This window comes from Acinetobacter sichuanensis (assembly GCF_003024515.2).
Classification (GTDB): Bacteria; Pseudomonadota; Gammaproteobacteria; order Pseudomonadales; family Moraxellaceae; genus Acinetobacter; species Acinetobacter sichuanensis.
In genome coordinates this window covers 1-1515 of the sequence record NZ_PYIX02000144.1, presented here as the reverse complement: position 1 = coordinate 1515, position 1515 = coordinate 1, and the positions used below count along the sequence as shown (strand labels likewise).

At 31.1% G+C, this 1515-nt stretch carries 3 protein-coding genes; 2 read left to right on the top strand and 1 reads right to left on the bottom strand.

What is annotated here, in order from left to right:
* Window positions 1-104: 104 nt before the first annotated feature.
* A complete protein-coding gene (locus C9E89_RS22555; RefSeq protein WP_107010297.1) occupies window positions 105-605 on the bottom strand; it encodes a hypothetical protein in 501 nt (166 codons plus the stop codon).
* Window positions 606-886: 281 nt separating this feature from the next.
* On the opposite strand from C9E89_RS22555, the gene C9E89_RS22550 reads away from it, so the two are divergent.
* Window positions 887-1210, top strand: coding sequence for a transcriptional regulator (locus C9E89_RS22550; RefSeq protein WP_107010296.1), 324 nt, complete (start codon window positions 887-889; stop codon window positions 1208-1210).
* Window positions 1191-1505, top strand: a complete 315-nt coding sequence (locus C9E89_RS22545) for a helix-turn-helix domain-containing protein (RefSeq protein ID WP_107010295.1) — start codon at window positions 1191-1193, stop codon at window positions 1503-1505. Before C9E89_RS22550 ends, C9E89_RS22545 begins: the two co-directional genes overlap by 20 nt.
* The last annotated feature ends 10 nt before the right edge of the window (window positions 1506-1515 follow it).

Sequence of the window (1515 nt, the reverse complement as noted above, 5' to 3'; positions counted from 1 at the left end):
TCTATATTTTATAATAAATTTTCAATTACATAGATATATGTAATTATCTTACTGATAGAATAATTATTCAGTATTAATACTTTTAAATTATATTAAATTTAGTATTAAAACTGATCGTATGCTTGCTGTAATTGCTCAAACATAACTATAGATCCTGTTAAATCGGAGGTATAAATTTGTATTCCATATAATTCATCTAAAATAGTCACTGTAATTTTTTCCCCCTGTTTCATTTCTTCAATAGCTTCTTTAACTTGTCCATTAAGTAATAAGGAGCGAATAGGTGGATGATCATCAATTTGTACTGATTGTAAAAACCGAGGTTGATGTGCTGGAAAAGTTCTCATTGCCCAAAAACCATTATCAATGCTAATCACTAAATTCTTTTGAATATCAAACAAAGTACAGTGTTTTTGCTTAGCCTGATCGTATCTGCATTCAATAGGTAAGGATTTTACAGAAGAAGTCGCCTCATCTTTAGCATAGACATTTATATTCAAACTCAGCCCGATAAGAATAGTGAAAAATATTTTTTTAATCACGTACTTTCCATTAAATATCATATTATTAAGTGTTTTAACTACCAGTTTTGGGTTTTGTTGCATTAAGGCGATCTTCAGCTACTATTGAATTTTGTAGGAGTTGAATATGTCACTGTGTAATGGTCAAGTAAAATCAGACACCACAATAGAGAGGTTGCAGTTATTTTGTTCAAAAGAGCATACTGTAATAGAAATAAGTACTTAAAAAAATTTATTAGAAAATTAAATTTTATCATTTAACATAAAATCTCTTATGCGAAATTAGCACAATTTATTAGAAGCTATTTAAAAACACTACAAAGTAGTATAAGATAATTTACTACAAGGTAGTATAAATATAAGCAATGTATACAATATGTGAAACCCCATTATTTACTAAATACTGTCTTGTTTACTGGACTGAAGAAGAATACGAAGAATTTAAAACATTCTTGGCATTAAACCCTGAAGCAGGTGATGTAGAACCTAATTCAGGTGGTATTCGTAAAATTAGATGGACGAGTGGTGGTAGAGGTAAAAGTAGTGGTGTCAGAGTCATCTACTTTAATCGTTTAACAAATGGAGAGATTTGGTTATTAACCCTATACAGTAAAAAGCAAACTGTGCAGCTTAGTAAGAAAACCCTTCAAGCATTGGTGGAGAAATTAAATGACTCGTTTAATGACTGAAAAAGAACTAGAAGCCTTTGAAGCAACAAGAGATATTGAAGCTGAAATCTTACAAGGCATCGATGATATGTTGGCAAATAATGCTGCAAAAAGAACAGTAATTACTGAAACAGATGTAGCTTTAGCACGTAGAAAGGCACAACTGACACAAGAACAGTTTGCTAAGCTCCTTGGTGTTTCCAGACGTACATTAGAATCTTGGGAACAAGGTGTGAGAAGACCTTCTGGTGCAGCAACATCATTAATTCGATTATTTATTGTTGATCCAACGTTTGTAAAAGAAAGTTTGGCTTAATTTACTTATG

Bases quoted from the DNA above. Each gene is read 5' to 3' on its own strand.
- C9E89_RS22550 (WP_107010296.1), top strand. From the start codon at position 887: ATGTATACAATATGTGAAACCCCATTATTTACTAAATACTGTCTTGTT.
- C9E89_RS22545 (WP_107010295.1), top strand. From the start codon at position 1,191: ATGACTCGTTTAATGACTGAAAAAGAACTAGAAGCCTTTGAAGCAACA.
- C9E89_RS22555 (WP_107010297.1), bottom strand. From the start codon at position 605: ATGCAACAAAACCCAAAACTGGTAGTTAAAACACTTAATAATATGATA.